This window comes from Rahnella sp. NRRL B-41462 (assembly GCF_003263525.1).
Classification (GTDB): Bacteria; Pseudomonadota; Gammaproteobacteria; order Enterobacterales; family Enterobacteriaceae; genus Rahnella; species Rahnella aceris.
The window spans coordinates 1-742 of sequence record NZ_JYDF01000192.1; the positions used below are offsets into that span (position 1 = coordinate 1).

Here is a 742-nt window from a genome sequence, read left to right on the forward strand (position 1 = left end):
CCCGCCGTAGCGGGTTTTAAAAGCCAGAAATGCGTTCTACGGTTTGCAGTTATCCGGCATCGCTACCGGCCACTGTCTTGCGCTGCCAGCGCCGTATAAAACGGCAATGCCGCATTCCTTATCGATCCTTGCAAGCGGTTTACCCGTTTTATCAATCATCATTGACATCACAGGCGTTGAAACGACGGCAACGCCGCTGTCAAACGGTGAGACGGCACTGAATAGCGGTGCAATGGCAAAGTTACCCTGTACATCGACAAAACCGTAATTATTGTTCGTTTTGGCGAATGCCAGGCCATCCACAGGCAAACCTAAGTCGGCATAAGCAATACCCTCAGCTTGTTTCCCCTGGCCGTTTATCCAGGTTTTCATGCCGTCTGCGCGTGTCAGTACAGCATGATCATTCACCATCAGGCTGGCATTCCCCTGTACCGTCAGTACTAATTTACCGGTGTTGTCGACATAACGGGTCGCTGGCGTACCATCCTGCGGGTCGACTGACGGACTTTATTATTGACGGAAGGCTTGTCGACCACTGAGCCGCTGAGATCAACCAGCAGTGCACCTTGGGTCGTTTCGACAGGCTTGTCCTGCACGGCATACCAGATGCCAACACCAGCCAGAATAATGAGAATAAGGAATACGTTGAGAATGAATTCTCTGACGAAATTAAGAAGACGCCAAGTCCACTTAAAAAAACCGGCGATAATTCGCCACAATGTGCGCATGGTCTCTCCAACAA

General features: G+C 50.7%; 1 protein-coding gene and 1 pseudogene. Both read right to left on the bottom strand.

All coding sequences use genetic code 11. The features are described from left to right. Nucleotides 1–36: 36 nt before the first annotated feature. Nucleotides 37–411, bottom strand: a complete 375-nt coding sequence (locus UC14_RS26530) for a WG repeat-containing protein (protein WP_232829751.1) — start codon at nucleotides 409–411, stop codon at nucleotides 37–39. A 68-nt stretch (nucleotides 412–479) separates the two neighbouring features. Continuing rightward, nucleotides 480–728: pseudogene (locus UC14_RS26535) on the bottom strand (signal peptide peptidase SppA); the annotation flags it as partial. Nucleotides 729–742 lie beyond the last annotated feature (14 nt).